The 25,734-nt window shown below is 67.4% G+C and carries 34 protein-coding genes; all 34 read left to right on the forward strand.

The window, feature by feature from the left end; translation table 11 throughout:
* Nucleotides 1–278 (forward strand): phage protein Gp36 family protein (locus tag ACYQ00_RS12780; RefSeq protein WP_460032539.1); only part of this gene is annotated, 278 nt, incomplete at its 5' end.
* Nucleotides 275–739, forward strand: coding sequence for a phage virion morphogenesis protein (locus tag ACYQ00_RS12785; protein ID WP_460032540.1), 465 nt, complete (start codon nucleotides 275–277; stop codon nucleotides 737–739). The genes ACYQ00_RS12780 and ACYQ00_RS12785, both read left to right, overlap by 4 nt.
* Nucleotides 740–1,240: a hypothetical protein gene (locus tag ACYQ00_RS12790; RefSeq protein WP_460032541.1), complete on the forward strand. Its 501-nt coding sequence runs from the start codon at nucleotides 740–742 to the stop codon at nucleotides 1,238–1,240.
* 222 nt (nucleotides 1,241–1,462) lie between these two features.
* On the forward strand, nucleotides 1,463–1,717 hold the full coding sequence (locus tag ACYQ00_RS12795) for a hypothetical protein (protein ID WP_460032542.1): 255 nt from the start codon (nucleotides 1,463–1,465) through the stop codon (nucleotides 1,715–1,717).
* A 12-nt stretch (nucleotides 1,718–1,729) separates the two neighbouring features.
* Nucleotides 1,730–3,199 (forward strand): phage tail sheath family protein, encoded by a 1,470-nt coding sequence (locus ACYQ00_RS12800; protein ID WP_460032543.1) that lies wholly within the window; start codon nucleotides 1,730–1,732, stop codon nucleotides 3,197–3,199.
* Nucleotides 3,200–3,208: 9 nt separating this feature from the next.
* Nucleotides 3,209–3,742 (forward strand): phage major tail tube protein, encoded by a 534-nt coding sequence (locus ACYQ00_RS12805; RefSeq protein WP_460032483.1) that lies wholly within the window; start codon nucleotides 3,209–3,211, stop codon nucleotides 3,740–3,742.
* Between the two features lie 3 nt (nucleotides 3,743–3,745).
* Nucleotides 3,746–4,054, forward strand: coding sequence for a phage tail assembly protein (locus ACYQ00_RS12810; protein ID WP_460032482.1), 309 nt, complete (start codon nucleotides 3,746–3,748; stop codon nucleotides 4,052–4,054).
* A gap of 122 nt (nucleotides 4,055–4,176) precedes the next feature.
* The gene (locus tag ACYQ00_RS12815; protein ID WP_460032481.1) at nucleotides 4,177–6,960 is read left to right on the forward strand and encodes a phage tail tape measure protein; all 2,784 of its coding nucleotides are present in this window, start codon (nucleotides 4,177–4,179) and stop codon (nucleotides 6,958–6,960) included.
* On the forward strand, nucleotides 6,953–7,168 hold the full coding sequence (locus ACYQ00_RS12820) for a tail protein X (protein ID WP_460032480.1): 216 nt from the start codon (nucleotides 6,953–6,955) through the stop codon (nucleotides 7,166–7,168). The genes ACYQ00_RS12815 and ACYQ00_RS12820 overlap by 8 nt, the downstream gene beginning before the upstream one ends.
* A gap of 9 nt (nucleotides 7,169–7,177) precedes the next feature.
* Nucleotides 7,178–8,458 carry a phage late control D family protein gene (locus ACYQ00_RS12825; protein ID WP_460032479.1) on the forward strand — a complete coding sequence of 427 codons (1,281 nt, stop codon included), beginning with the start codon at nucleotides 7,178–7,180 and terminating at the stop codon, nucleotides 8,456–8,458.
* 7 nt (nucleotides 8,459–8,465) lie between these two features.
* Nucleotides 8,466–9,182, forward strand: coding sequence for a phage baseplate assembly protein V (locus ACYQ00_RS12830; RefSeq protein ID WP_460032478.1), 717 nt, complete (start codon nucleotides 8,466–8,468; stop codon nucleotides 9,180–9,182).
* Nucleotides 9,179–9,562 (forward strand): phage tail protein, encoded by a 384-nt coding sequence (locus tag ACYQ00_RS12835; RefSeq protein ID WP_460032477.1) that lies wholly within the window; start codon nucleotides 9,179–9,181, stop codon nucleotides 9,560–9,562. Before ACYQ00_RS12830 ends, ACYQ00_RS12835 begins: the two co-directional genes overlap by 4 nt.
* Nucleotide 9,563: 1 nt before the next feature.
* Nucleotides 9,564–9,902 (forward strand): GPW/gp25 family protein, encoded by a 339-nt coding sequence (locus tag ACYQ00_RS12840; RefSeq protein ID WP_460032476.1) that lies wholly within the window; start codon nucleotides 9,564–9,566, stop codon nucleotides 9,900–9,902.
* The gene (locus tag ACYQ00_RS12845) at nucleotides 9,899–11,005 is read left to right on the forward strand and encodes a baseplate assembly protein (protein ID WP_460032475.1); all 1,107 of its coding nucleotides are present in this window, start codon (nucleotides 9,899–9,901) and stop codon (nucleotides 11,003–11,005) included. Before ACYQ00_RS12840 ends, ACYQ00_RS12845 begins: the two co-directional genes overlap by 4 nt.
* Nucleotides 11,002–12,372 carry a phage tail protein gene (locus ACYQ00_RS12850; RefSeq protein ID WP_460032474.1) on the forward strand — a complete coding sequence of 457 codons (1,371 nt, stop codon included), beginning with the start codon at nucleotides 11,002–11,004 and terminating at the stop codon, nucleotides 12,370–12,372. The genes ACYQ00_RS12845 and ACYQ00_RS12850 overlap by 4 nt, the downstream gene beginning before the upstream one ends.
* Before the next feature lies 1 nt (nucleotide 12,373).
* The gene (locus tag ACYQ00_RS12855; protein ID WP_460032544.1) at nucleotides 12,374–14,662 is read left to right on the forward strand and encodes a hypothetical protein; all 2,289 of its coding nucleotides are present in this window, start codon (nucleotides 12,374–12,376) and stop codon (nucleotides 14,660–14,662) included.
* Between the two features lie 9 nt (nucleotides 14,663–14,671).
* Complete coding sequence (locus tag ACYQ00_RS12860; protein ID WP_460032472.1) at nucleotides 14,672–15,631, forward strand: tail fiber protein; 960 nt, start codon at nucleotides 14,672–14,674, stop codon at nucleotides 15,629–15,631.
* A 158-nt stretch (nucleotides 15,632–15,789) separates the two neighbouring features.
* Nucleotides 15,790–16,269, forward strand: a complete 480-nt coding sequence (locus ACYQ00_RS12865; protein ID WP_460032545.1) for a hypothetical protein — start codon at nucleotides 15,790–15,792, stop codon at nucleotides 16,267–16,269.
* A 197-nt stretch (nucleotides 16,270–16,466) separates the two neighbouring features.
* Nucleotides 16,467–16,631 (forward strand): Com family DNA-binding transcriptional regulator, encoded by a 165-nt coding sequence (locus tag ACYQ00_RS12870; RefSeq protein ID WP_460032546.1) that lies wholly within the window; start codon nucleotides 16,467–16,469, stop codon nucleotides 16,629–16,631.
* A complete protein-coding gene (locus ACYQ00_RS12875) occupies nucleotides 16,628–17,359 on the forward strand; it encodes a DNA-methyltransferase (protein WP_460032469.1) in 732 nt (243 codons plus the stop codon). Before ACYQ00_RS12870 ends, ACYQ00_RS12875 begins: the two co-directional genes overlap by 4 nt.
* A 62-nt stretch (nucleotides 17,360–17,421) precedes the next feature.
* Nucleotides 17,422–18,705, forward strand: coding sequence for a S49 family peptidase (locus tag ACYQ00_RS12880; RefSeq protein ID WP_460032547.1), 1,284 nt, complete (start codon nucleotides 17,422–17,424; stop codon nucleotides 18,703–18,705).
* A gap of 25 nt (nucleotides 18,706–18,730) precedes the next feature.
* Nucleotides 18,731–19,078, forward strand: coding sequence for a head decoration protein (locus tag ACYQ00_RS12885; protein ID WP_460032548.1), 348 nt, complete (start codon nucleotides 18,731–18,733; stop codon nucleotides 19,076–19,078).
* Nucleotides 19,079–19,082: 4 nt separating this feature from the next.
* Complete coding sequence (locus tag ACYQ00_RS12890) at nucleotides 19,083–20,102, forward strand: major capsid protein (protein WP_460032549.1); 1,020 nt, start codon at nucleotides 19,083–19,085, stop codon at nucleotides 20,100–20,102.
* An 8-nt stretch (nucleotides 20,103–20,110) separates the two neighbouring features.
* Entirely contained in the window at nucleotides 20,111–20,392 is a 282-nt protein-coding gene (locus tag ACYQ00_RS12895) for a hypothetical protein (RefSeq protein ID WP_460032550.1), read from the forward strand.
* Nucleotides 20,389–20,658 carry a hypothetical protein gene (locus ACYQ00_RS12900; RefSeq protein WP_460032551.1) on the forward strand — a complete coding sequence of 90 codons (270 nt, stop codon included), beginning with the start codon at nucleotides 20,389–20,391 and terminating at the stop codon, nucleotides 20,656–20,658. Before ACYQ00_RS12895 ends, ACYQ00_RS12900 begins: the two co-directional genes overlap by 4 nt.
* A gap of 29 nt (nucleotides 20,659–20,687) precedes the next feature.
* Nucleotides 20,688–21,272, forward strand: a complete 585-nt coding sequence (locus ACYQ00_RS12905; RefSeq protein WP_460032552.1) for a glycosyl hydrolase 108 family protein — start codon at nucleotides 20,688–20,690, stop codon at nucleotides 21,270–21,272.
* A gap of 1 nt (nucleotide 21,273) precedes the next feature.
* Nucleotides 21,274–21,906, forward strand: a complete 633-nt coding sequence (locus tag ACYQ00_RS12910; protein ID WP_460032553.1) for a hypothetical protein — start codon at nucleotides 21,274–21,276, stop codon at nucleotides 21,904–21,906.
* On the forward strand, nucleotides 21,893–22,120 hold the full coding sequence (locus ACYQ00_RS12915) for a hypothetical protein (RefSeq protein ID WP_460032554.1): 228 nt from the start codon (nucleotides 21,893–21,895) through the stop codon (nucleotides 22,118–22,120). Before ACYQ00_RS12910 ends, ACYQ00_RS12915 begins: the two co-directional genes overlap by 14 nt.
* 17 nt (nucleotides 22,121–22,137) lie before the next feature.
* Nucleotides 22,138–22,464 (forward strand): hypothetical protein, encoded by a 327-nt coding sequence (locus ACYQ00_RS12920; RefSeq protein WP_460032555.1) that lies wholly within the window; start codon nucleotides 22,138–22,140, stop codon nucleotides 22,462–22,464.
* Nucleotides 22,461–23,078: a hypothetical protein gene (locus ACYQ00_RS12925; protein ID WP_460032556.1), complete on the forward strand. Its 618-nt coding sequence runs from the start codon at nucleotides 22,461–22,463 to the stop codon at nucleotides 23,076–23,078. The genes ACYQ00_RS12920 and ACYQ00_RS12925 overlap by 4 nt, the downstream gene beginning before the upstream one ends.
* On the forward strand, nucleotides 23,075–23,647 hold the full coding sequence (locus ACYQ00_RS12930; protein WP_460032557.1) for a hypothetical protein: 573 nt from the start codon (nucleotides 23,075–23,077) through the stop codon (nucleotides 23,645–23,647). Before ACYQ00_RS12925 ends, ACYQ00_RS12930 begins: the two co-directional genes overlap by 4 nt.
* A gap of 9 nt (nucleotides 23,648–23,656) precedes the next feature.
* On the forward strand, nucleotides 23,657–23,911 hold the full coding sequence (locus ACYQ00_RS12935; protein WP_460032558.1) for a hypothetical protein: 255 nt from the start codon (nucleotides 23,657–23,659) through the stop codon (nucleotides 23,909–23,911).
* Nucleotides 23,908–25,185, forward strand: coding sequence for a phage tail sheath family protein (locus ACYQ00_RS12940; protein WP_460032559.1), 1,278 nt, complete (start codon nucleotides 23,908–23,910; stop codon nucleotides 25,183–25,185). Before ACYQ00_RS12935 ends, ACYQ00_RS12940 begins: the two co-directional genes overlap by 4 nt.
* A 2-nt stretch (nucleotides 25,186–25,187) precedes the next feature.
* Complete coding sequence (locus ACYQ00_RS12945) at nucleotides 25,188–25,733, forward strand: phage major tail tube protein (RefSeq protein WP_460032560.1); 546 nt, start codon at nucleotides 25,188–25,190, stop codon at nucleotides 25,731–25,733.
* Nucleotide 25,734: the final 1 nt, after the last annotated feature.

Raw genomic sequence — 25,734 nt, forward strand, 5'->3', positions numbered from 1 at the left:
GCTGGGTGGCGGCCCGGTACACGCTGCCCCTGGCTAGCCCCTCGCCCGTGCTGGCCCGCTGCGCCTGCGCCATCGCCTGGTACCTGCTGGCGGGCAACCGGGCGGGCGGGCCATACGAGCAGGAACGCAAGGGCTATGAAGACGCCGTGGCGCTGCTCAAGGCTATCAGCAAGGGCGACGTGCGCCTGGGGCCGGAGCCGGAGTCTCCGGCACCGGCCCAGGCCGGCGGCGCGGCCATCTACGCCGGGCCGCCACCCATGTGGAGGCGGCGCGCATGAGCGGCGTTACCTTGCAAATCCACGGCCTGGACAAGCTGCACGCCATGCTGGACCGGTTCGCCGCCAGCATCCAGGGCCGGCGGCCGGAACTCATGGAGGCCATGGGCGCGGAGGTGGAAAGCCAGACCCGGCGGCGCATCCAGGACGAAAAGACCGCCCCGGATGGCGCGGCCTGGCCCGGTTGGTCCCCCCGATACGCCGCCACCCGGCACGGCGGGCAGAGCCTGCTGCAGGCCGAAGGCGGCCTGCTGGACAGCATCCAATCCTTTGCCGACGGGGACGGGGCCGAGGTGGGCTCCAATCTGGTCTATGCCGGCATCCAGCAGTTCGGCGGAGCCGAGGTCGGGTCCAACATCCCGGCCCGGCCGTATCTGGGCGTCTCCGACGCCAACGCCGCGGACCTGGAGCAGGTGGCGCGGGACTGGCTGGCCGATGTGATTGGCCAGGCGGGGGGGCGCTAGATGGACCGCCTGCGCGCCCACCTGGACGCCGTGGCCGCCCACCTGGCGGCTGCGGCCCTGGAAGCCGGGCTGCCCCTCAGGCACTGCGCAGTGCATGCCGGACGGTTTGGGGCGGCGGATGAGATCACCCGCATGGCCCCGCAATGCCCGGCGGTGCTGGTGGCCAGCCTGGGGGTGCGGGAACTGCGGCGCGGCGAGCTGGGCGAGCTGGACGCCGTGGCCGACCTGGCCGCGTACCTGCTGGCCACCGACGCCCCCCGCGCCCCCCGGGCCGAGCAGCTGGCCCGCCTGGTGGAACTGGCCCTGGTGGCCGTGGCGACGCAGGCCTTTTCCCCGCGTGCCTCCTGTGGGGGCCTGGACTATCCGGCCTCCATCCGCGCGGACAACCTGTGGGCCGGCGAGACGCGCGAGCGTGGCCTGGGAGTCTGGGGCGTGGCCTGGCGGCAGCGCATCCGGATCAAGGATCCAGACCTCGCCGAACCGCTGATTACGGATGGGTAACGGCGGATTGACGCCACCGCGAACCCCCAAGCACCCATTCGGCCTGACACGCGTCAGGCCGGGCCAATGGAGGAAACCATGGCAAGAAAGCATCAAGAGGAAACGGCCATGCCCTGAGACGACGACTGCTGCCCTGAATCTACGCCCCCCGCATCCTGACGCCGGGCAGACTGCCATCGCCGGCCAGACTCTTCACAAGCCTGTCGCCGGGCCGGTGCGTCCATGTCGCGCCCTGTTGTTTATGTGGGGCCGACCCTGGGACGGGATGGCCTGGCGCAGTACCGGGTGTTCAAGGCCGGCCCCTTGCCGCCCGCTGTGCTGGCCCTGGCGGCCCGGTATCCCGAGCTGTCCGGTCTCATGGTGCCCGTGGCCAGGCTGACCCAGGCTCGCGCCGATCTGCGGCGGCCTGGGCACCCCCTGCAGGCAGCCGCCCAGGCCCTGCTGACCGCGTACCGGCAGGCCGGCCGCACTTCTTAAGGAGGCCTCATCATGGCGACTCTTGGCTACAAACATGGGGTATACACCCAGGAAGTGCCCACGGCCGTCCTGCCGGCCCGCAAGGTGGAGGCCGGTATTGCGGTGGTGGTGGGCACGGCCCCGGTGCACCGCGCGGCGGACGGCGTGCACGTCAACGCCCCCAAGCTTTGCTACAGCTACGCCGAAGCCGTGGCGGCCCTGGGCTGGCTGGATGGCCGGCAGACCCGGTACGGCCTCACGGAATACGCTTATGTGACCTTTGCCCTGTACAACGTCGGGCCGGTCATCTTTGTCAACGTCTTTGACCCCGCGGTGCATCGGCAGGTGCTGGACGCGCCCGTGGCCCAGGTCGTTTCCGCCGCCGGCACCCTGCAGCTGGCCCATGACGATCTGATCCCCGGCAGCCTGGTTATCAAAAGCCAGGACGGCGCGACCACATACGCCGCCGGCACGGATTACATGGTGGATGAGGCCACGGGCCTGGTGAGCCTGCTGGAGGGCGGGGCCATCGCCGCCGGGGCCACGGTGTCCGTGGCGGCCTATGCCTGGGCCGACCCGTCCGCCGTGACCGCCCAGGACATCATCGGCGGCATCGACGGGGTGACTGGCGCACGCGAGGGCCTGGAGCTGGTGGAGGCCATCTTCCCCATGTTCCGCCTGGTGCCCGGCTCCATCTGCGCGCCGGGTTACAGCCACCTGCCCGAGGTGGCCGCGGTCATGGCCGCCAAGGCCGGGAGCATCAACGGGCATTTCAAGGCCGTGGCCGTGCTGGACATGGATGCCCAGACCCTGACCCGCTACACCGACGTGCCTGCGGCCAAGGAGCTGGCCTCCCTGGCGGACCCGCAGCAGATTTGCTGCTGGCCCAAGGTGGCCCTGGGCGGCACGGTCTACCATCTGTCCTGCCACCTGGCCGCCACCATGGCCCGTGTGGACGTGGAGCACGGCGACATCCCGTACAAGAGCCCGTCCAACGAGCTTCTGCGCATGGACGCGGCCGTGGCCGGCCCGGCCGGCGCGGAAGAACCGGTCTGGCTGGGGCCGGATCAGGCCAACTACCTGAACGGCCAGGGTATCGTCACGGCGCTGAACTTCACGGGCGGCTGGCGCAGCTGGGGCAACCGCACGGCCTGCTACCCCTTCAATACCGATCCCAAAGACGCCTTCATCCCGTTGCGCCGGATGACCAACTGGAAGTCCAACCAGCTGGTGCTGACCTGGTGGCAGAAGGTGGACTACCCCATCACCAAGCGGCTCATCGAAACCATTGTGGACAGTGAGAACATCGCCCTCAATGGCCTGGCGGCGCGGGAAATCATCCTGGGCGGGCGGCTGGAGTTCCGGGAAGAGGAAAACCCGGTGACGGACCTGCTGGACGGCATCATCCGCTTCCACCTCATGTGGATGCCCCCGCCGCCAGCGAGGCAGATCGAGTTCCTGGTGGAACTGGACCCGTCGTATTTTGAGACCCTCTTCGTCTAAGGAGCGGACATGCCATCCATCAATAAAATCCCGGACGTCCTGCAGAACTTCCGATTGTACAAGGACGATGTAGCCTTGCTGGGCACGGCGGACATTGAACTGCCAGACCTGGAGGCCCTGACGGAGACCCTTTCCGGCTCCGGCATTGCCGGCGAGGTGGAAAGCCCGGTGGTGGGGCACTTCAAAAGCCTGGTCTGCAAGATCAAGTACCGGGTGCTGACCAAGGATTTGCTGGCCCTGGCCGCGCCCAGGGGGCACCTGCTCACGGCCCGGGGCAGCGTGCAGGAATACGATGCCGGCGGCACGGCCTTTGACAGCTACGGCATCAAGCTGGTCATGCAGGGCACGGTCAAGAAGCTGGGGGCCGGCAAGATGGAGACCGGCAAAAAGCAGGAAAATCAGGTGGAAGTGGAATGCTTTTACCTGCGGATGGTGGTGGCCGGGGAAGACCTGGTGGAAATCGACAAACTCAACTGCAAGTTCGTGGTGGAAGGGGTGGACTACCTGGCCCAGACCCGCATCCACCTCGGCATGGAGGCCTAGGCAATGAGCATCGCAGCCAAAGTCGTGGCCCAGGGCGTGCCCCTGGCCTATCCTGTGGTGTTTGACGGCAAGACCGTGGACAGCCTGACCATGCGCCGGCCCACGGTCAAGGACATGCTGGCCGTGGAATCCCTGGGCAGTGAGCAGCAGCGCGAGCTGCATCTCTTTGCCAGCCTGTGCGACGTCAATCCCGAGTGTTTGGAGCTCTTGGACCTGGCCGACTATGGCCAGCTGCAGGAGGTGTTCAGCGGTTTTTTGCGGCGTCCTGCCGCGGCCCGGACGTCGCAGCCCAGCTCCGCGCCGCCTGCCTGAGGCTGGCCGCGGCCACGGGCTGGAGCCGGGCGGAGCTCCTGGCCCTGACCCTGGAAGAACTGGCCGCCTGGCTCACGGCCCTGGCCACCCTCGACCCCATCCCCACCCGCACGTAGGACCCCATGAGCAAGCTCGCCGTCTCCCTCCTCATCGGGGCTGCCCTGGCCGGCAGCTTCGGCTCCACCCTCGGCCAGGCCAAGCGCGGCCTAGCCGGGCTGGGCAAGGAGCTGGGCGACGGGCTGGAAAAAGGTCTGGCCAAGGCCCGCCTGGGCCAGACCCTGGCCAAGGATCTGCAAGCTGCCCAGCGGCGCATCAATGAAGTGCAGGGCGCGGCCAGCCGGGCCTTGCAGCCCAACCCGCGCATCAAGACCGAACTGGCCGCGGCGCATTTGGCGTATCGCAAGGTCTCGGAAGAAGCCAAAAAGTACAACTTCACCCTGACCGACGGCGCGCGGGACGCGGCCCGGTTTGCGGCGGAGGAACGCAAGCTGGGTCAGGCCATGCAGGCCCACGCCCGCATGGGCCAAGCCCTGGCGGCCCGGGATGCGGTGACTGAACGCCGGGGCGAGTTGCGGGGGCAGATGCTGGGCGCGGTGGGCATGGGGTTGACCCTGGCCGCGCCGGTGCGGGTGGCCGCCAATTTTGAAGCATCCATGGCCAGGGTCGGTGCGGTGGGCAAGCTCGATCTGGCGGGTGAGGAGTTCAGGCGTCTGACAGCCACGGCCCGGGAGCTGGGGGCCACCACGGCCTGGAGCGCCTCGGAAGCCGCAGGTGGCATGCAGTATCTGGCCATGGCCGGATTCAAGGCCAACGACATAATTGCCGCCATGCCCGGCATGCTGGATTTGGCGACAGCCGGCAATATTGATCTGGCCCAGGCTGCGGATATCGCCTCCAATATTCTGTCCGGGTTTGGTTTGCCGGCCGAGCGGATGGGATACCTGGGCGATGTGATGACCAACACCTTCACGTCCAGTAATACCTCGCTCGCGATGCTGGGCGATACCATGAAGTATGTGGCCCCGGTGGCCAAAAGTCTCGGGGTGGGGGTAGAGACTGTGGCGGCCATGGCCGGCAAGCTGGGGGACGTGGGTATCCAGGGCTCTGAGGCTGGTACGGCAATGCGGGCCATGTACGCCCGTCTGGCCTCGCCGCCCAAGGAAGCCGCGAAAATGATGCAGCGGCTGGGCGTACATGCCAAAGATGCCAAAGGCAACCTGCGGGATATGCCGACCATCCTGGCGGAAATGAACGCCGCCATGACCAAGCGGGGCCTGGGGACGGCCCAGCGCGCGGATGTGCTTTCCACCATATTCGGCGTGGAAGCCCTGGCTGCGGCCACGGAACTGATGAACAAGTCCAGTTCCGGAGAGCTGCAGGCGTTTATCGAACAAATCAAGGAGGAAGGGGCCGCGGCCGAAGTAGCCCGCAAGCAGCAGGAAACGCTGATGGGGCAGTTTAAGGCCTTGGGGAGCGCCACGGAGTCCCTGGCGATCAGCATTGGCAATGTGCTTGCGCCGGTGGTGCGGGGGGCGACTGCGATCCTGACCAGAGCGGCCAGCGCTGTGGACACCTTTGCCAATGCGCATCCTGAACTGACCAAGGTGGTTGTGGGCGCGGTAGCAGGACTGATGGCCTTCAAGGTGGCTTCAATCGGCCTTGGCTACGCCCTGACCTTTGTCACCGGCCCCTTGCATTCGCTGCGCGCGGGCCTCGCCCTGTTGCAGACCATGCGCCTGGCCTCGGCCGCCGGGGGGCTGTCTTCCCTGACCCGAGCTGTGCCGGCGCTGGGGTCTGTCGGGGCAGCGCTCTCCGGTCTTAAGGCCGGGCTCCTGGCGCTGAGTCCTGCGCTCCTGCCGGTGCTCGCCTTGGCGGGGCTTGGGTACCTGGTCTACCAACACTGGGGACCGCTCAAGAGTTTTTTTCAGGGTGTCTGGCAAGGCCTGAAGGATGAGGCTGGTCCAGCCCTCGAGAGCGTGGGCAAGGCGCTCTCTGCTTGGGGGGAGGCCTTGGCCCCGGTCAAGAGCGCGTTTTCCAGTGTGACCAATTTCCTGGGTGATCTTTTTGGTGGACCAGCGAATATGCAGGCCTCGGAAGGAGCGCGGACCTGGGGGCAGGCCGTGGGGCAGACCCTGGGCGCAGCCATCTCGGGGTGGGTGAATCTCATCGACTGGGGTGTGTATGCGGTGTTCAGTGTCGTGCAGGGCATCCAGGATGCCTGGGCCGGAGTGGGGCGATTTTTTAGCGGGCTGGGCAAAAGTGTAACCGGCATGTGGGATTCGGCCCTGGCCAGTCTGGCAGGGGTACCCGGGAAGATTGAGACCTCACTGGGCCAGGCGCTGCAGTACCTCTCCACCCTGGACCTGTCCGGGGCCGGGCGGCGGCTGATCGATACCTTTATTTCGGGCATCACCAGTATGGGGGGGGCGGCCTATGACGCCGTCAAGGGCGTGCTGTCCAAAATTCCAAGCTTATTCAATCGATCTGATGCCAAGGAAGGGCCACTCTCCAACGTGACGCACCAGGGCGGCATGCTTGTGCGCACCCTGGGTGCCGGCATCCAGGGTGCCGGGGCCGGGCCGCTGGTGGATCCCCTGGGGCAACACCTGGGCGCGGTTGCAGCGCTCCTTGACCCCGCGTCAGGTGGTGCAATGGGGGCGGCGACTGGTGATGCGGCGGGCAGCGGCGCAGCCGTGCCGGCTGGCCCGGGAGCAGCCGGCGGGGCAGGAAGCCCCGGCGGCCTGACCATCCACTATGCCCCGCAGATCACCGTGCAGAGCTCGGGACAGGGCACGGGACAGGACGCGGCCGGAGGCCTGGCCCAGGCCCTGGCGCAAGACAAGGAGGCCCTGGCCCGGCTGATCCGGGAGCTGCTCCACCAGGAGCGGAGGCTGTCCTATGCCTAGCACCTACACCACCCAGCAGGGGGACATGTGGGACCTGGTCGCCTTCCGGCTCTGGGGCCGGGAGACGCTCTTCCATCATCTGCTGGCCGCCAACCCGGCCCACCGCGAGGCCGTGGTCTTCGGGCCGGGGGTGGTGCTCACGGTGCCCGAGCTGCCGGCCGGCACCCAACTGACCACGGCGGACACCCGCCCGCCATGGCGGCGGTAGGAGGCGGCGGTGAGCGACTTTTCCTTTTCCAAATCCGAAGGGACCACGCCTGCCACCGGCAGCCGGGAGCCGTTTTCCTTTTCGGCCTCCGAGCGGGCGGACGCCGTGCCCGTGGCCGCGCCGCAGCAGACGCCCGAAGGCAACCCTTCGGCTTCATCCACTTCTTCCACGGCGTCCACCCAAACGTCCACCCAATGGGAGGGGGCGCGGGGGAACTCAGTTCCCCCGTCCTTTCCTTCCACTTCTTTATCCCGCCACGCCGTCCTGTCCCTCATGGCCCAGGCCTCGGCATCCAAGACGGACCTGGCGGACGTCAGTCAGGACGTGGCCCCGTACTGCCTGTCCGTGACCTACACGGACAACGCCCACGGCCAGGCCGATGATCTGCAGCTGGAATTCGAGGATCGGGACCACGCCTGGGCCATGGGCTGGATGCCCGACAAGGGCGACCGCCTGCGCGCGGCCATCCAGTGCCGCAACTGGTTTGCGGACGGGGACAGCCTGGAGCTTGCCTGCGGCAGCTTCACCATCGACCAGATTGATTTGAGCGGCCCGCCGGATGTGGTCCGGGTGCGGGCCGTGTCCGCGGCGGTGGATACGCCGCTCAGGCGCGAGGCCAAAAGCCGGGCCTGGGAGCACGCATCCCTGAAGACCGTGGCCGGGGATCTGGCCACGGAACATGGGCTCGCCCTGCACTATGAGGGGGACGAATGCGCCTTTGTGCGCCTGGACCAGCGCCAGGAAAGCGACCTGGCCCTGATCAAGCGCGTGGCCGAGCGCCAGGGGCTGACGGTCAAGGTCTGCGAAGACCGGCTGGTGATCCGGTCGGCCAAAGAGGCCGACGCCCAGCCGCCCAGCCTGGCCATTGCCCGCGGGGTGACGGCCGTGAGCCGCTTCCAGTTTTCCACGCAATCCTCCGAAACCTACGGCGACGCCTCGTGCGACTACTGGGAGCCCGAGGAAAAGGCCCTCAAGTCCGCAGGCTGCGCCCCGGAACGGGCCGAAACAGACAAACAGGTGGGCCATACGCTCAAGATCAACACGCGGGTGGAGAGCCAGGCCGAGGCCGAGCGCGTGGCGGCCAACGAACTGCGCCAGGCCAATCAGAAAGAATGGACGGGCAGCCTGGACCTGATGGGCGACCCGCGCCTGTACGCCGGCCTGGTGGTGCAGGTCCAGGGCTGGGGGCGCTTTGACGGCGCCTGGATGGTGGAGACGGCCACGCACACCCTGAACCGATCCGCCGGCTACACCACCTCCATCTCCATCCGCAAAACGCTCAACTATTGAGGCTATCATGCTGGGCACCTTGATGGACGCATTGCACCGCCAGCGGGGCGAGACCAACCACGTCATCCGCATTGGTCTGGTGGTGGGCCTGGAGCCGGCCCGGCACCGGGTGCGGGTGCAGATGCAGGATCAGGACGGCCTGGTCACGCACACCGTGCCCGTGCTCTGCCGCAAGGCCACGGCGGACCAGGACGCCTGGCTGCCCGACGTGGGCGACCAGGGCGTGATCCTGTCCCTGCCGTATGGCCAGGAACAGGGCGTCTACCTGGGCTCCATCTTTTCCGGGCCGGACCCGGTGCCGGCCCTGGCCGCGGCGGGCGGGGCGGACGTCCAGGAACGGGCCTTCAAGGACGGTTCAAGAACCGGGTATGACCGCCGGTCCCACCGGCTGTTTCGGCACGTCCAGGGTGCTGCGGAGGGTGGCGGTATTGACGAGCAGCTGCAGGGCGACCTGTGCACCCTGCGCATTGTTGAAGGAAACCTGCTCATCAAATTGAAGGAAGAAAAACAGCTGCCCACGGAACCGCCGGAACCACCGGCAGCCGAGGACTGGCGGGCGCTCAAGGGCGAGGGCTACGTGGTGATCGAGGCCCCGCGGATGATCGTCCTGAACGCCCCGCAGGTGCTGATCATGGGGGCCATGTCCCAGGCCGCCTTTCGCAAAGATTTGCTGGAGGAAGGCATCTGGTCGGAAAAGATTGATGACGGCGGGGGTGGGCAATGAACGTCGGCAGCCTGGGCAGCGTGGCCTTTGAGGTTTCCAGCGAGACCATCCGCACCTGGGAAGCCTGTTCCCGGGAACGCAAGGTGCAGTTTGCCGAGCATGCCGTGGTGGACGGCAAGGCCCGGCTGCAGTGGCTGGGCTACGGCCTGGAAACGTCCCGGCTGGACATCCTGCTCTGCGCCCCCTGGTGCGACCCCGCCGAGGAGCTGCAACACCTGCGCGGCCTGCAGGACGGCGGCGCGCCGCACTATCTGGTGCTGGGGGGCGAGCTGTGGGGGCGCTATGTCCTGGAGAGCCTGTCCGAGACCCGCCTGCGCACGGATGGCCGGGGCCGCCCTCAGGTGCTGCGGGTGAACCTGTCTCTGAAGGAACACCATTAAGATGGGCATGGAAACGACGCTTATCCTGCGCAGCCGGCCCGAGGCGCTGCTCATCGGGGCCACGGGCGTGGAAGATATCATGCAGTGCGTGCAGCTGATCATCCTGACCCATCTGGGCAGCGTGGTCCTGGACCGCACCTTTGCCGGGGACGGCAGCTACATCGACCAGCCCGGCCCCATGGGCGCGGCGCGGGCCATGGCCAGCCTGGCAGAGGCCATCGAGCGCCATGAACCGCGGGTGCGGGTCAAACGCATCGAGCTGCCCGCGGACCAGGCCGCCAATGCTGACGGCGCGTTTTTTCCCGTGGTCACCATCACCATCAAGGCAGGGGCGCTATGAGCGAGCTCATGTTCGTGGATACGGACCCCAGCCGGGTGCAGGCCGAGGTCATGGCCGCCTATGAACTGGCCGCGGGCAAGACGCTCTATCCCGGCGACCCCGTGCGCCTGTTCCTGGAGAGCGTGGCCTACACCCTGTCGCACCAGCGCTTTTTGATCGACTGGACGGCCAAGCAGAATCTGGTCCGGTACGCCTCGGGGCCGTACCTGGACGCCCTGGGCGAGCTGCTGCAGACGGTGCGCCTGCCGTCCCAGCCGGCCCGGACCACCCTGCGCTACAGCCTGGTGGCTCCCCTGGAATGGGCCGTGGCCGTGCCGGCGGGGGCGCGGGCCGTGGCCGGCAATGGCGCGGATGCGGCCGTGTTTGTGCTGGCCGAAACGCTGGTCATCGCCCCCGGCCAGCTGGCCGCCGAAGGCGTGGCCACCTGCAGCGCGGCCGGCGCGGTGGGCAACGGCTTTGTGCCGGGGCAGATCAACAAGATGGTGGAACCCATCGCCTACGTGGACCGCGTGGCCAACGTCACCCCGTCCTACGGCGGCTGCGATGGCGAGTCTGACGACCATTTCCGGGTCCGCGTCCAGCTGGCCCCGGAGGCCCTGGGCATCTGCGGCCCGGCCGAGGCCTACCGCTACCACGCCCTGTCCGCTCACCAGGGGGTGACGGACGTGGCCGTGGTCTCGCCCTCGCCGGGCCAGGTGGACGTCTATCCCCTGTGCGGCGGGGCGCTGCCCGCGGCCGAGGTCATCGCGGCCATTGCCGCGGCCCTGAACCGTGAGGACGTCCGGCCGCTGACGGACATCGTCCAGGTGTGCACGCCCGTGGCCGTGGCCTATGGCGTGGCGGCCACCTGGTGGCTGGACCCGGCCCAGGCGGCCCAGGCCGGGACCATCACGGCCCGCGTGGCCCAGGCGGCCCAGGAGTACGTCACCTGGCAGGCTGCGAAGCTTGGGCGGGACCTGAACCCCAGCCGCTTGACGGCGCTCTTGATGGACGCCGGGGCCACGCGGGTGGAGGTGACCAGTCCCGCCCCCCGCGCCCTGGCCGCCTGGGAGGTGGCCCAGGTGGATGAGATGCAAGTGGTCTTCGGAGGGATGGAAGCATGACGCCTGCCGTCAAGACCTCCATCAGAGAGTTGGCCCTTGCGGACCTGCTGCCCGGCTCCATCGCCGCGGACCCGACCATCCAGACCTCGGCCGCGGCCGTGCAGGGCGAGCTGGCCGGGGTGACTGCGGCCATTGACCTGCTGGACATTTATGCGGACCTGTCCGGCTATGCCCAGCGCCTGGGCGGCCAGGTCCTCGACGCCGTGGCCTGGGGCTGGCACGTGGATTTGTATGACCTGCTGGAGTCCACCCCGGAACGCCTGGAGGTCACGCGGCGGTTTGTGGAATTCCACCGCCTCAAGGGCACCAAGGCCGGCCTGGCCCTCTATTTCCGCACCTTCCTGAAACGTAACTTGCTCGCCGCCTCGCCGCCCACCAAGAGCTATCTGGGCGGCAGCCTGACGGCGGACGAGCGGGCCGCCTGGCTGGCCCCGCATCCGGAAGTGCGGGTCTACCCGTACCGGCATGCCGGGGTGGCCGTGGGGGCGCATGTGGGGGACACGTTCGGATATGGCCGGGCGCGGTTCCTGGCGCGGGGCGATGCCCTGTTGCGCATCGGCGATCAGGTGACGCTGTATGATCCCAAAACGGCACGGGAAACGCCCCTGCACAGCCTGCAGACCGAGCGCCAGCGCCTGGAGCGCCAGGCCACGCGCACGGTGCAGGTGGCCTTGCCGGGCGATGCCGGGCGCGGAGACAGCCGTGGCCGCGCCGTCATGTGCGGCGGGCTGCTCCATGGCTTCCTGGCAAACTTGGACGCCGCATCACGCTACTACCTGCTGGAGCAGGCCGCGCCGTATGCCGATGAGCTGGACCGCCGCCGGGCGCTGGCCGTGCAGCCCTCCCTGGAGCCCGTGCGGGTGGGCTACGAGCTGGTGGCCCAGCCCGGCCACCGCAGCCAGGTGGTCTTCCTGGGCAATCGCTGGACAGACGTCTTTCCCGACAAGGGCGGGGCCTGCCTGGCCAGGTGCTTTCCCCACGCCAGCCGCGCCGCGGACCGCATCTACCGGCGCACCAGGCTCTTCGACCCGGCCCGCAACGCCTTCCCGGCCCGCGACGCCTCCCTGTTCCTGGGGGCCTTCCGCCTGGGCGGCTTCCCGGCGCATCACGGGGAGGCCGCCGTGGACCTGCTCCGGCCGCAGTCCCGCCACGTGGCCTTTGTGGGCCGCCATTTTTCCGGCCGGCGCTTCCTGGCCACCGTGGACGCCCAGGGCTGGATTGACCGCATGCGCCGCGTGGGCCGCGAGGCCGTGCGCCTCTCGGACAAAATTGACGTCCGTATCACCAACCGCCGCACCGTGACCTGCAGCGCCAGCCTCAAGGCCGGCGCGACGGTGGTGGGCGAGCGACAACTGGAGGTTGTCTAACATGCCATCCCGATTCGTTGTCTTCCGGGACCGCCAGGAGTTCCAGGCCGCTGATTTGAATAACACCCAGACCTTCATGGATGAGATGCACCAGCATCTGGTCATGGACGCCATCACCGCCGAGCGCATGTTCGTCGGGCTGACCGTTTCCAAGAAGAGCGCCACGGAGCTGGACATGGCCGCCGGCCGCCTCTGGGACGGCCAGGCCGGCATCATCTACCGCAAGGATCAGGCCGAGACCATCAGCATTTTCAGCCACCTGCCCCTGCAGGATTCCCGCTGGCTGACCCTGTCCGTCATCGGCCAGGAGGTGGAAACCGACCTGCAGCCGCGGGATTTCCTCATCGATCTGCAAAGCGGCCAGACCGAGCCCAGCGTGGTGGCCATGGAGCGCGCCCGGACCATCGCCGTGCTGGTCACGCCGGGCCTGGAGTCCACGGACCCGCAGCAGCCCGTGGCGCCCACGGGCTACACCGAGGTGGCCGCCGTGCTCCTCACTGTCTCGGGCATTCAGGAGGTGCGCATTGCGGACAACACCCGGCTCATGCGCCTCTTCGACGTCTGGCAGAGCACGTTGGCCAACGCCGCCTGGATTGCCGAGGCCGGCCCCAAACTGGCCGCCATCATGAGCGACCTGGCCGCCCTGGCCGCCCTGATCAAGAGCCAGTCCACCAGCCCCCTGCTGGCCCAGCTGGCCGCCGAAGTGGCCGTGATCCGGGACAAGCTGGCGCTCCCGGCCACGTTCATGGAGTATGAGGCGGATAATTTCCTGGTCAAGGACGAATCCGACACCACCAATCCCGAGTTCCACGCCCTGGTGCAGATGGGGGCGCGCTTCCCCTGGGCCGGGGAAACCGAGATGCAGCTGGCCCCCTTCAACCCCAACGATACGAGCGTCAAGGACCACAACGGCCTGATCCTGCCGGCCTACGAGGTGGTGCCCCGCGTGCAGCTGACGGGCCAATCCGGCAGCCTGGCGCTCAGCCAGTACCAGTTCCAGACCGTGACCACCCGCCAGTGCACGCGCACCCGGCGGCGCATCGAGTACTCGCCCACGTGGCAATCTTGTACCAATGGTCAGTACTGGGCCGAGGTGGATCAGGCGCGGGTGGTCGAAGAGGTCTTTGAAGGCGCGGTGCCCGCGGGCGTCACCCTGGGCGATGCCACCTACATGGAGGCCTGGGGCGCGGGCGGCGCGCCGGGCCATGAGCTGACCCAGGGCCGGCAGGTCTGGGTGCACACCTGGCAGGAGCAGTACACGGTCATCGATTCGGTGACCGAAAGCGTCAACGGCTCGACCAACGCCCAGACCTTCCTGAACAGCTCCAACGGCTGGCTGACCGGCGTGGGCCTGACCTTCACGGCCAAGGCCTCCACCGGCCCGGTCTATCTCTATCTGATGGACACCCTGAACGGCCTGCCCAACCACCACCGGACCATCGGCCGGGCCGTGGTCCAGCCCGAGGCCATCAAGCTCGGCAGCGAGACGCGTTTCGAGTTCGCCGAACCCGTGTACCTGCAAAACGGCCGGCGCTACGCCCTGGTGCTGGTCACCGGCGGCAACCATTATGTGGCCCTGGTCTCGGGCACCCAGTACAGCCAAGGCACGCTGTTTTATTCCACCGATGGCGAATACTTCCAGGGCGACTTCACCAAGGATCTGATGTTCTCCTTGTATTATGCCCAGTTCAAGAACCCGCGCACGGTGCTGGACCTGACCCCGGTCTCCCTGTCCGACGGCATCGCCGTCTTTTCCTTGCTGCACGAGGCCATCGTGCCCGACGCCACGGACCTGACCCTGGAATACCAGGCCAGCGGTAGTGCCGAATGGGTGCGCCTGGTGGACGGCACCACCGACGGCCTCTTGGGCCTGCCGGCCATGTGCCGGCTGCGGGCCGTGTTCAATGGCTCTTCCGACGTCATGCCGGCCTTGGGCTGCTCCGGCAGCAAGCTGCGGGCCAGGCGCGCCGGGACCTCCTTCCGGCACATTTCCACCGAACGGGCGCTGACCCAACCCAGCGCGGAAATCCAGGTCATCCTGCGTCTGGAGGGTTGGGACGCGGCCAAGCACACCTGCGAGGTCAAACTGCGCAGTGGCGCGGAAACCTACACCGGCACGGTGCAGGATCAGGCCCTGGACGCCACCACCATCCGCCGCACCGTGACCTTCACCCCCACCTCTCCGGAAGTCCCGGACGGCATCGCCTCCTACAAGATCCAGATCGAAGGCACCACCACCACGCCCCTGAGCTGCTTCCACGTGGCCCAGCGCATGGACGTGGCGCTGTAGGAGGCCGCAATGACGCTGGACCTGGAAAAATTCGTCTTCATCGACGGCAAGACGCCCCTCAGTGCCGAGGAACTGAACCGGCGCTTTTACAGCCTGGTCCGCCGGCTCCATGAGCTGGAGCAGCTCAAGGTGGACTGGGAGGCCGCCGTGGCCGAGCTGCAAAACGCCGGCCTGGAACGCATCAACTCCGCCGTCATCCCCCTGGTGGACGATCTGGCCGCGGACCTGGACGCCCTCATCGAGGTGGGCAACGCCAACCTGGAGGCCTGGAACGGCACCGTGACCGATTCCCTGGCCGCCTGGGGCGCGGCCGTGGACGCCAAGCTGGCCGAGGTGGACGCCGCCCAGGCCCAGCTGACGGCGGACCTGGCCGCGGCCATTGCCCAGGCCCAGGCCGATGTGGCCGCCTGCGTGGACCAGGCCCGGCAGGACGTGGCCGTCGCCGTGGCCACTGCCGAAGCCGCCGCCACGGCACTGGCCGCCATCCTGCCCGCCGGCGCGGTGCTGGCCTTCGCCATGGCCGCCGCGCCGGCGGGCTGGCTCAAATGCAACGGCGCGGCCATCAGCCGCACCACCTATGCCGCCCTGTTCGCGGCCATCGGCACGGTATTCGGCGCGGGCGACGGCTCCACCACCTTCAATCTGCCGGACCTGCGCGGCGAGTTCGTGCGCGGCTGGGATGACGGGCGCGGGGCCGACGCCGGGCGCACGCTGGGCAGCGCCCAGGCCTCGGCCAACCTCTCGCACTCCCATGGAGTGAATGATCCATCACACCGGCACACCACCAACTACAGCGGCTACAACCCCGGCAGCACCCCCGCCAACCAGGTGATGACCAGCGTCGGCAACTATTTGTTCGGCGTCAACAGTGTCAGCGAATTCAGCGTCACCGGCATCTCCATTGCGGCCAACGGCGCGTCCGAGGCCAGGCCCCGCAACATCGCGCTGCTGTACTGCGTGAAATACTGAGGAAACGGCACAAAAGAAACGGCTCTCGGGGGAACACCGTCCCCCCGAACCCCCCGGATAGGGGGGGAAGGAAAGGCAAGTGTTGTGCGTGAACCCATAGTTGGAAGGGGTTTGGGGAAACTCAGTTTCCCCAAGAAACTCTTAAAAAGGAGCCTCTTGTGATCGTGTACCAATTAGACGCCGCCGGCTACTACCTCGGCGAGGCGGTGGCCGACGAATCGCCCCTGGAGCCTGGCGTATGGCTCATCCCGGCCGGCTGTGTGGAAACACCCCCGCCGGCCATCCCTGAGGGCCAGCGGGCGCGCTGGGAGGCCGGGGAAGCCGGGGAGAATGGGGAGGCCGGCGGGGCCTGGATCCTGGAGGCCATTCCAGAGCCGGAGCCAGAGCCCGACACGACCGAGCCCGAACCCATGGACCGCTCGCGCATCCTGACGCGGGTCGAATTCATCCGCCGCCTGTCGCCCCAGGAATGGGCCACGGCCAAAACCAGCAGCCTCCCGGAAGCGATGTACTTCACGGACCTGGTTCTAGCGGCCGCGGAAATCGACCTGGACGACGCCCAAACCCAGGCCGGCCTGGCTGTGGCCGTACAGGCCGGGGTGCTGACCAGCGAGCGGGCCGCACAGGTGCTGGCATGAGGTGAGATGAGTTGCGGGCGTTAACAGCGCGTTAACGCCCGCCAAAACGGAGGCGCAGGCGGGGTGGTGACACACCCCACCGGCCCGGTGCGACAACACCGGACCACGGCCGAGGCCGCTGCGCCATGCGGAGTCCAGAGCGTACCCCCGGACGCCGCATGGGTAGCAGGCCCAAGGCCCAACAATCAAGCAGGGATATGGACCAAATCCGATGCGGACAGTGCAATAAACTCTTGGCCAAAGGCGAAGCCCTGAACCTCGCCATCAAATGCCCCCGCTGCGGGGCCATGAATCACGTGCGGGCCGCGAGCCCCAGGCAAGAGGCCCGAGAGGCTCCAACGGGAGCAGGCAAGTGCGGATGATCTTTGACAATGGCAAAGTGTTTCAAGGAGAGGCGGTCACGGTGTTGCGGGACCTGCCGGCGGCCTCGGTGGATGCCGTGGTGACAGACCCGCCGTATTCCAGCGGCGGCACCCATGCGAGCGCCCGGCGGCGTGATCCGGCGACGAAATATCAAAACACCGGGACTGCCAAGAGCTACCCAGCCATGCTGGGCGACAGCAAAGACCAGCGCAGTTACGCCCTGTGGGCCACGCTCTGGCTGGCAGAGTGCTGGCGCATCGCCCGGCCTGGCGCACCCTTGCTTATGTTCACGGACTGGCGGCAACTGCCCCTGGCCTCGGACGTGGTCCAGGCCGCGGGTTGGGAATGGCGCGGCCTGGTTATCTGGCACAAACCCAGCGCCCGCCCCATGCTCGGGGAGTTCAGACGGGACGCCGAATATGTGGTGTATGCGGTCAAGCCGCCGTTTCAGCGGGTGCACGATCGCTGCCTGCCCGGCATCTTCCGCCACGCGGTCAACACCGCCGCCAAGGTGCACCTGACCAGCAAACCCATCCCGCTCATCAAGGATCTGCTAGCTGTAACGCCCGAGGGCGGCACCGTCCTGGACCCGTTCCTGGGCGGCGGCACCACGGCCCTGGCCTGCATCGAGACCGGCAGGCAGTTCGTGGGCGTGGAGCTGTCACCAGAGTACGCAGCCCTGGCGGCAGACCGGATCAGACAGGCGGAAGAGGGGATGGGAAACTGAGCAAACACCATGCCGTGCATAATCCATCCCGCAACAGGAGGTGATAAAAGCACGTGCAGGTTGTGATAAAAGCAATCGCTGGCGTACACCAGCCTGGGGCGGCGCTGGCGCCTTCTGGTGAGGAGGGAGCTGCGCAGTCGTACACGGTCATTGATGGCGTGGCGGTGGTTGCCATTGAGGGCGTCATCCAGCGCAAGGCTGGCGGCTTCTCCCTGTTTGGTTCGCGCTTCTCCTGGTCCGGGCAGGACCAGATTCGCGCCGCCGTCACCGCGGCCATGGATGATCCGCAGGTGCTGGCGGTGCTGCTGTCCTTCAACAGCCCCGGCGGGGTTGCGGCCGGCGTGAAAGAGCTGGCCGATTTCATCGCCGCCCAGGACCGCAAGCCGGTGTACGCCTATGCCGATGGGCTGTGCGCCTCCGCCGCCTATTGGCTTGCAGCGGCCACGCGCAAGCTGTTCGCTCCCCGCACCGCCTCCGTTGGCAGCATTGGCGTGCTGCATGTGCATTGCGACAGGTCGGCAGCCAATGCCGCGGCAGGGCTGCGCTACACCTACATCAGCGGCGGCGCCATGAAGGCCAGCGGCAATACCGACGCCCCCCTGTCCGGTGCGGACCAGGCCTATCTGCAGCAGATGGTTGCCACACTCCATGACATTTTTCGTGCCGATGTCGTCACCCACATGGGCGTGGACGCGGCGGCGCCGGCCACCTGGGGAGATGGCCGGGTGTTTTTGGCTGACGATGCCAGGGCCATCGGGTTGATCACGGGCATCGTGACGGACCGTGAGGCTCTCATCGCCCACATCAAGCAGGAGATCACGATGGACAAGACCCAACTCGCCGCAGCGCATCCCGAGCTTGTGGCGGAAATTCAGGCAGAGGCCCGGCAGGCCGCGGACACGGCGGCCCAGACGCGCCTGCAGGAGGCTGCAGAGATGCAGGTGGCGTTGGTCAGGGTGGTGGCCGGCGATGCTGTGGCGACGCAGGTGGCCACGCTCCTGCACGCCGGCATCACCCCTGCGCAGCTGGCAGTGCTGACGCCCATGCTGGCTGCGGCTAGCCCTGCGGCGGCAAGCCCTGCAGTGGCAAGTCTGGCGACGCAACCCGCTGCCGGCGCGGCTGCTCCCACCCCTGCACCTACTGCCCAGACTCCGCCCCAGGCCCCGGCTCAAACCCTGGCCCAGGCCCCGGCCCAGACCCAGGCCCCGGCCCCGGCCCAAACCCCGGCCCAGGCGGAAATCCTGGCCGCCATCCGCACCGCCACCCCCGGCCCGGTGAACACCTCGGCTACGGTCAATGGGGGCAACCCCATGCAGGCCGCCATCGACCGCATCAGCGCCCTGTAAGGGAGCAGGTGAGGGAGCAACGAGCATGAAAGACATCGCGAGCTATCAACGCATTCCATTCCTCAAAGGGCACCCTCCCGTGCTGCAACGCATGCTGCTGCATTCCACCGGCGCGGAGCAGGTGCTCATCGCGGGCACGGTGCTGGGCATGAAGGACGGGCAGCGAGGCGAATTCGTGGCCGGAGCCGACGCCGAAGGCGTGCTGGTGGCGGACACCACCATCCCCGCAGCCGGCGATGTGTACGCCCTGGTGTACGTCCATGCCGAAGTCATCGCCTCCGAACTGACGTGGGGTGACGGCGTCTCCGCTGCAGAACAACACATTGCCCTGGCCGCCCTGCGCGGCAAGGGTCTCTACGCAAGCGAGGCCTGAACCCATGTCCTTTACCATTGATTATTTCGACCCCAGGTTGCTGACCGGCGTCATTAACAAGCGCCCTGTGAAGCTTGATTTGTTCGGCAGCTTTTTTGTCCGGCAGCCTCCCAGCCCGGTGGAGCTGTTCGAGCTGCATGTGAAAACCCGCAACGTGTCCATCCTGCCGGCCATCACCAACCACGCGCCGGGCACCATGCGCCGCAGCGACGGCATCGCCGCCGGCGCGGTCAAAGCGCCCCGGTTCCGGCCCAAGCGGGCCTTCATGGCTGCCGACCGCTTCAGGATGCCGGCCGGCGTCAATCCCTATGACCCGACCTACAACGCCGTGGAACGGGCCATCGCCGAAGATATGGACCTGCACCGCGAGGAAATCGACCTTTCCACCGAGATCATGTGCTGCCAGGCCCTGGTGCAGGGCAAGATCGAGCTCTTTGACGTGATCGAAGGCGCCCAGGCCGTGCCGACCTTCACCGTGGATTTCAAGCGGCCTGCGCACCACACCGTCGTGCTGACCGGTGACGCGCTCTGGTCGGCGTCCGCCTCGGACCTGCCGGGGCAGATGGATGCCTGGAACCTCATGATCCTGGAGGAAACCGGCTACGGGGCCACGGACCTGCTGCTGGGCAAGGACGCCTGGGCCGTGTTCCGCAAGCATGCCGATGTGAAGGACGACCTGGACAACAAAGGCATCGACATCGGCCAACTCTCCCCCCGCGTGGGCAGCAAGCTCAAGGGCGTCTGGAACGGCCTGCGGGTCTGGGTTGTCATCGACACGTACACCGACCTCAACGGCGAAACCCGGCACTGCATTGCGCCGGACACCGCTGTGCTGGTGGCGCGGGATGCCACCAGCGTCATCGAATACGGCATGCCCGTGGACAATGACTGCGCCGGGCCCGTGGCCATTTTCTCCAAGGCCTTCAAGCAGGAGGACCCCTCCGGCACGTTCAGCATCGCCGAATCCCGCCCGCTGCCCTGGTCCAAGCAACCCGGCTGGGTTGTCGTGGCCAAGGTGCTGTAGGCGCGGCCATGGAAATGGGCATGGACACGGGCATGGGCACGGACACGGAAATGGCCACGGGCACGGAGATGGTCAAGGTGACGCTGCGCTGCCGGCTGGAGACGGGCACGGTGGTGCGGCTCCCTGGGCAGACTGTGGCCATGGACAAGGACACGGCAGGCAGATTGGCCGCCGCAGGGCTGGTGGAGCGGATTGCCGGCATTGATGAAGCGGACAGGCCGGGCAAGCAAGGCAGGCAAGACAAGCCGGATAGGCAAGGCAGGCCGGGCAGGCCGGGGAAACGCGCATGACCTTCACGGCCCTTGAATCCCTGCTGCTGGCCTCCCTGCTGTCCTGCGTGGTGGGCATCGTGGTGCGTTCCCGCAGTGTGACGCCCCATGAATGCGAGGAGCGTCGCAAGGTCACAGACATTGCCTTTCTGCGTCTGGCCGAAGCCATCGAGAGTCTCAAGATCAGCAACGACATCCAGTTCCGGATGCTGCGGGCCACGGTCATGCACCTGGATTTGCCCGCCAAGGAAAAGACGGAAATCCTGAACATGCGGCCCACGGAATAGCGCGGCCGCAGGAGCAAAAGGAGCGAACAGTGGCGGATTTTCAGACGGCATATCTCAAAATGGGCCTGGTGGAAGGGCTCTACGGCAATGACCCTGACGACTCCGGCGGGGAAACCGTGTGCGGCATCGCCCGTGCCTTCTGGCCGAACTGGTCCGGCTGGCCGCTGGTGGACGCCGCGAAGCGGGCCGCAGGGTTCCCGGGAACCCTGCAGGGCAATCCGGCGCTGGCCGTGGCCGTGCAGGGGTTTTATCGCACCCGGTTCTGGGATCGGTTCTGCCTGAGCGAACTGGATCAGGCCCTGGCCTGTGAGCTGTTTGAACAGGGCGTCAATCTGGGCGCAGGCCGCATGGTCGAGCAGCTGCAAAAGACGCTCAACACCATCAACTATCAATACAAATTCGGCGATGACCTGACGGTTGACGGCGCCTTCGGGCCCAAGACCCTGCACCGCCTGCGCCAGGCCGTGGGCGATGGCCGGGCGCGCGCAATTCAATACGGCGTCAATGGCCTGCAGTGCGCCCATTACGTGGCCCTTGGCCTGACGGCGCCGGGCAAGCGCAAATTCACCAGCGGGTGGCTGTCCCAGCGGGGCGACGCCACCGGAGGACACTAGGATGGATGGCACCAAATCCCTGCTGACCAGCCGCACCTTCTGGGGCGCGGCACTGATGATGGTGGCCTCGGGCCTGTCGTTTTTTGGCATCGACTTTGGCGCGGAAGAGCAGTCCAGGCTGGCCTATGCGCTGACGGAACTGGCCGGGTTCGCCGTGGCCGTCTGGGGACGGATCGCGGCCACCAAGCAAATCACCACGCCGGGGAAGGACACGGCCGCATTGTCCCTCCTTGGATTGCTGCTGGCCACCAGCCTGACCCTGCCGGCCTGCGCCCTCAAGGGGCTGCAGCCGCATGAACAGGCGCTGGTCATCACCAGCGAAAGCATCACCGCCTACGAGGCCTTGCATGCGGAATATCTCCACCTGCACGCCTCCCTGCCGGAGCAGCGCGCGTATCTGGAAGCCCAGGCCGCGCCGGCGCTGGATCTGGCCAAGGCCGCCCTGGTCGCCCTGGGTGACGCCACGGCCCTGTGGGCGCGTACGCAGGTGGAACCCGAGGACTGGGACGGCCTGCGCACGCGCGCCGTCCTGCTGCTGACCGACGCCGGGGCCCTCCTGGCGCGCGCCCACGACGCCCACGACGCCCACGACGCCCACGACGCCCACGGAGGAGGCTCCCATGACCCCGACTGAAATCATCGCCATTGTGGAATCCGGCATCCGGCTTGGGCTGGCGGCCACGGACATCGTGCAGCGCCTGTGCGGCGCGCACGGCGGCGAAGCCGTGCCCACGCTGGCCGAATTCGAAGCCCGCGTGGACGCCCTGCGCGCCAAGCCCGGCTTGGCTCCCGCAACGCCTGCCGGCGTGGTCCCTGCAACGCCCGATGGACCTGGCGACGCCGCCTGAGCCCCAAGGAGCGCCGGATGCGTCAGTTCAAGGAAATCCTGCGGCGGGAAGCACGAGACGTCTTCATGAACCCGGCGGAGTTCGCGGAAGAGCGGCTGGTGAACGGCCTGCCCATGCTGACGCTGTGGGACGACACCCTCCAGCCGCAGGGGACGAATTCCGTCACAGACCCCTCGGGCTGGGGTGTCGTCTCCCACCTGGCGGTGCTGTATCTGCTGGACGAGGCCTTCCCGTGCCCCCTTTCCGGCGAAGCGCTGACGGTCGATGGCGAACGGTACACGGTGGTCAGGGCGACCCCGCAGGAGGGCCTCCTCCGCCTTGATCTGGAGGGGCGCACGGCATGATCGACATCACCTTTGACGAGGCCCTGATCGCGCGCCAGCTGCAGCGCCTGGCCGGCGTGCCCTACGCCGTACAGCGGGCGCTGTACCCGGCGGTGGGTGAGGTGCTGGACTGCAGCCGGACGGAGCTGGCCGCACACCTGGTGTCCGACGTGCCATTGCCGCGGCGGGTCATTGCAAAGAGCATCCGGCTTTCGCAGGTGGGGGCCTCTGGCCAGAACGTAACGGGGCGGCTCACGGTGGCGAGCCGGACCGTGCCCCTCATTTACTACGACGTGCAGCCCCAGGAGCTGACCGCCCGCAAGGGGGCGCGCCCGAAGCAGTGGCCGGGCTTCAGCTTTGCCCTGCGCACTGGGGAGCGCCGTGAGCGCGAGGAGATGCTGGGCCTGCAGTACATGCGGGGCCTGCCGTTCATCGCCCGCATGGGCAGCCACCTGGGCGTGTACTACCGCGGGAGCAAAAACACGCCGCGGGAGGCCTATGGCCCGGCCGTGCAGTACCACGCCACCACGCCAGAGGTGGAGCGGCTGCTGCGGGTCGGGGCTGAGGACAACATGGCCCGGATCCTGCCCCGCATTGTGGAAACAGTGCTGGCCAAACACGGGGGCGCGTCATGATTGCCGACCTGCTGCCGGCGCTGCAGGCGGCCCTGGTGGAGGCCCTGGCCGATCTGTCCCTGACGCAGCATCAACGGGGGCATAATCGGGAGCGCCAACTGGCGCATCCGGGAGGGCGCCAACAGGAGGCACATCCGGGAGGGCATCCGCAGGGGCACGAAATGCCCCCAGCGCCAGGAACAGCCGTACCGGGCACCGTGCAGGTGTTCATCGGCGATCTGCCGCCGCGGTCGGGGCAGGACAGCGTGTTCCCGGCGGTGATTCTCACCCCCATCGCCGGATGGGGCGAAGGCGGCGAAGTGTTTGAGGACGTGGCCTTCCTGGCCGGTGTCTACAACAATGAAGACGGCGACGCCCAAGGCGCGGAAGCGGAACTGGCCCTGCTGCGCAGCCGCCTCACCAGATTTCTGCGCGAGGCGTTGGATGTGCCGGTGGCCTCGCGATTTACGTGCGTGCGTGACGAGAAGGGCCGCTACATGCGCTGGCAGCGGCAGGACCCGCTGGGGCAGCCGCGCCCCTTTGCACAGGTGGCCATCATCAGCCGGTGGAGCCTCCCCGGCTGGGAATAGGAGACTCCCATGGCGAAGAAAGACCCCGAAACGCCCCAGGCCGCCGCGCCTGCAGGCCAGGAACCCCGTATGCCGCTCATGTACATCGGCCCGCGCTGCCGGGACCCCTTTCCCCTGGAGCGGGGCAATGTGTTCACCAGCCTGCCGGCGGTGCTGCAACGGGCCCTGGCGGCGGATGCCGCGCTGGCCGCGCTGTTTGTGCCGCTGTCCCAGGTAGCCACGATTGGTCCGGCGCTGCGCGGCACGGAGAGGAGCGCCACATGAGCGGCAGACACGGCGTATTCATCCAGGAGGAGGCCACCCATATTCTGACCATGGTCAACGTGGATTCCGCGTTGCCCGTGGTGGTGGGCACGGCGCCTGTGCACACCCTGCCGGCCGGGGTGGTCCCTCCCGTCCATGAACCCAGGCTGCTCTTCACCCCCGAAGAATTCACGGCGCAGTTCGGCAGCGTGCCGGAAGGCGAAGACGCCGGCAGGTACACCCTGGCCGAATTTGCCGACGTGTACATGGGCCTGTACAGCGTCGCGCCCGTGGTCTTCATCAACGTCTTTGACCCGGCGGTGCACACCAGCCCGGTGCAGGGCGGGGACGGCACCCTGACCAAACCGGACGTCGCCAAGGTGACCAGCGCGGACATCATCGGCGGCATTGATGGCACGACCATGCGCCGCAAGGGGCTGGAGCTGGTGGCCTCGGTGTTCCCCCGGTTCATCAGCGTGCCGGGGCAGGTGGTGGCGCCGGGGTTTTCGGCAGACCCCGCGGTGGCCCTGGTCATGGGCACCAAATGCGCAGACATCAACGGCCACTTTTCCTGCACCGCCTGCATCGACGTCCCGTCCGAGGTGCGGAATTACACCGAGGCCCCGGAATGGATCCAGGACAATAACCTCACGGACAAGCACCTCATCCCCTTCTTTGGCCGCCCGGTCATCGGGGAGCGGCTGATGTGGGGCAGCTCGCACCTGGCCGGGGCCATTGGCCGGCGGGATGCGGACAACGAAGGCATCCCGTTCTGGTCGCCTTCCAACTCCCGGTTGCTGGCCAACGGCATCCTGCACAATGGCGAGCTGCTGGACCTGGACTCCCAGCAGGCGGGCTGGCTGAACTTCCGCGGTTGTGTGACGGCCATCAACTTTGTGGGCGGCCTCAAGGTCTGGGGCAATTACACGGCGGCCTATCCCGGCGTCACGGATGTGAAGGACGTCTTCATCCCCGTGCGGCGCATGTTCTCCTGGGTGGGCAACACCCTGGTGCTGTCCACCTGGCAAAAGGTCGACGAACCCATTGTCCGCGTGCGGCACATCGAATCCATCGTGGATAGCGTCAATCTGTGGCTGAACGGCCTGGTCCGGCGGGAGCGGCTCATTGGTGGCAAGGTGAGCTTTCTGCCGGGGGACAACCCGACCACGGACATCATGAACGGCACGGTGCGGTACCGCGTGGCCCTCACCCCGCCGTCCCCGGCCCAGGAAATCGTGCACATCCTGCACTACGACCACAACGCGCTGAATAACCTGTTCAGCGGAGGGAACTAGCCATGGCCGGCACCGACAAACTTCCCAGCGCCAATCCCATCCCGGACAAGCTCATCAACGCCAAAATCTACCGGGCTGGCGACGAGCTGCTGGGCGTGGGCGAAGTGACCCTGCCCGAGTTCGAATACATGAAGGAATCCATGTCCGGCCTGGGCATCCTGGGGGAGCTGGAAACGCCGGTCATCGGGCACTTTGGCAACCTGACCCTGAGCATTGCCTGGAACACGGTGAACGCCCAGGCCGTGGTGCTGCTGAAAACCACCGGGCATCAGCTCCAGGTGTACGCGGCCATCCAGGCCTATGACGCCGGCCTGAACAGCCTGGTGCCCAGGCCGGTCAAGCTCACGGCCAATGTGCTGCCCAAGAAGGCCGGCCTGGGCAAGACCGCGCCGGGCAAGAAAATGGACAACGATACGGAAGTGGAAATTGTGAGCATGGAGCTCTGGATTGACGGCGAAGAACGCCTGTCCATCGACAAGCTCAACGGCATCTGCCGCATCGACGGCGAAGACATGCTTGCGGAAATCAACAGCTACCTTGGAGCATAAC

The sequence above is a fragment of the Megalodesulfovibrio paquesii genome (assembly GCF_054653055.1).